At 49.9% G+C, this 2,500-nt stretch carries 1 rRNA gene (running past one end of the window); it reads right to left on the minus strand.

Going from position 1 to position 2,500, the window contains the following annotated elements:
• A 23S ribosomal RNA gene (locus EJO66_RS10515) occupies window positions 1-2,385 on the minus strand (it extends 488 nt beyond the left edge of the window).
• Window positions 2,386-2,500: the final 115 nt, after the last annotated feature.

Raw genomic sequence — 2,500 nt, forward strand, 5'->3', positions numbered from 1 at the left:
CCCTTCCATACAGAACCACCGGATCACTATGTCCTGCTTTCGCATCTGCTCGACTTGTCAGTCTCGCAGTTAAGCACGCTTATGCCATTGCACTATCGTCACGATGTCCGACCGTAACTAGCGTACCTTCGAACTCCTCCGTTACGCTTTGGGAGGAGACCGCCCCAGTCAAACTGCCTACCATGCACTGTCCCCGATCCAGATAATGGACCTAGGTTAGAACCTCAAACACACCAGGGTGGTATTTCAACGTTGGCTCCACAAGATCTAGCGACCCTGCTTCAAAGCCTCCCACCTATCCTACACAGATCTGTTCAAAGTCCAATACAAAGCTACAGTAAAGGTTCATGGGGTCTTTCCGTCTTTCCGCGGGGAGATTGCATCATCACAAACATTTCAACTTCGCTGAGTCTCAGGAGGAGACAGTGTGGCCATCGTTACGCCATTCGTGCAGGTCGGAACTTACCCGACAAGGAATTTCGCTACCTTAGGACCGTTATAGTTACGGCCGCCGTTTACTGGGACTTCAATCAAGAGCTTGCACCCCATCATTTAATCTTCCAGCACCGGGCAGGCGTCACACCCTATACGTCCACTTTCGTGTTTGCAGAGTGCTGTGTTTTTAATAAACAGTCGCAGCCACCGATTTTTTGCAACCCATTCATGCTTCGTTGTTCACTACACACTAATAGGGCACACCTTCTTCCGAAGTTACGGTGTCAATTTGCCGAGTTCCTTCTCCTGAGTTCTCTCAAGCGCCTTAGAATACTCATCTCGCGCACCAGTGTCGGTTTGCGGTACGGTCGTATATAGCTGAAGCTTAGTGGCTTTTCCTGGAACCTCGTTCAGTCACTTCGCGAGCAAGCTCGCTCGATCGTTGGCCTCGGTATATGTGCACCGGATTTGCCTAATGCACGCCTACATCCAACTAAACCGGGATATCCAACACCCGGATGACCTATTAAGATCCGTCCCCACATCGCACTATATAACGGTACAGGAATATTGACCTGTTTCCCATCAGCTACGCATCTCTGCCTCGCCTTAGGGGCCGACTCACTCTACGCCGATGAACGTTGCGTAGAAAACCTTGCGCTTACGGCGAGGGGGCTTTTCACCCCCTTTAACGCTACTCATGTCAGCATTCGCACTTCTGATACCTCCAGCACGCTTTACAACGCACCTTCACAGGCTTACAGAACGCTCTCCTACCACTTGCAATAAATTGCAAATCCGCAGCTTCGGTAACTGGCTTAGCCCCGTTACATCTTCCGCGCAGGACGACTCGATCAGTGAGCTATTACGCTTTCTTTAAATGATGGCTGCTTCTAAGCCAACATCCTGACTGTTTTAGCCTTCCCACTTCGTTTCCCACTTAGCCAATTTTAGGGACCTTAGCTGGCGGTCTGGGTTGTTTCCCTCTTGAGTCCGGACGTTAGCACCCGGTGCTCTGTCTCCCAAGCTGTACTCATCGGTATTCGGAGTTTGCCTTGGTTTGGTAAGTCGCCATGACCCCCTAGCCAAAACAGTGCTCTACCCCCGATGGTAATACTTGAGGCACTACCTAAATAGTTTTCGGAGAGAACCAGCTATTTCCAAGTTTGTTTAGCCTTTCACCCCTATCCACAGCTCATCCGCTAGTTTTGCAACACTAGTCGGTTCGGACCTCCAGTACCTGTTACGGCACCTTCATCCTGGCCATGGATAGATCACTTGGTTTCGGGTCTACACCCAGCGACTGATCGCCCTATTCGGACTCGATTTCTCTACGGCTTCCCTATTCGGTTAACCTTGCCACTGAATGTAAGTCGCTGACCCATTATACAAAAGGTACGCAGTCACCCCTTACGAGGCTCCTACTTTTTGTAAGCACGCGGTTTCAGGATCTATTTCACTCCCCTCCCGGGGTTCTTTTCGCCTTTCCCTCACGGTACTAGTTCACTATCGGTCGATGATGAGTATTTAGCCTTGGAGGATGGTCCCCCCATATTCAGACAGGATTTCTCGTGTCCCGCCCTACTTGTCGTTAGCTCAGTACCACACAGGTCATTTCACGTACGGGGCTATCACCCGCTATGGCCAGCCTTTCCAAGCTGTTCCGTTATGTCTTGTGCTATCACTAACAGGCTTCTCCGATTTCGCTCGCCACTACTTTCGGAATCTCGGTTGATGTCTTTTCCTCGAGCTACTGAGATGTTTCAGTTCACCCGGTTCGCCTCGCATGACTATGTATTCATCATGCGATACCTTTCGGTGGGTTTCCCCATTCGGAAATCTCCGGATCAAAGCTAATTTGCCAGCTCCCCGAAGCTTATCGCAGGCTATCACGTCCTTCGTCGCCTATCATCGCCAAGGCATCCACCACGTGCTCTTATTCACTTGACCCTATAACTTTGACGTTTCTTTCGAAACTACAAAATCATCACAAGGAATATGTCAGGTCTTTCACCTGACGCGTTATGCCGTACATTCAATTCGATTTGACTCGAAATTGAAGTTT

The sequence above is a fragment of the Variovorax beijingensis genome, assembly GCF_003951285.1.
GTDB lineage: Bacteria > Pseudomonadota > Gammaproteobacteria > Burkholderiales > Burkholderiaceae_C > Variovorax > Variovorax beijingensis.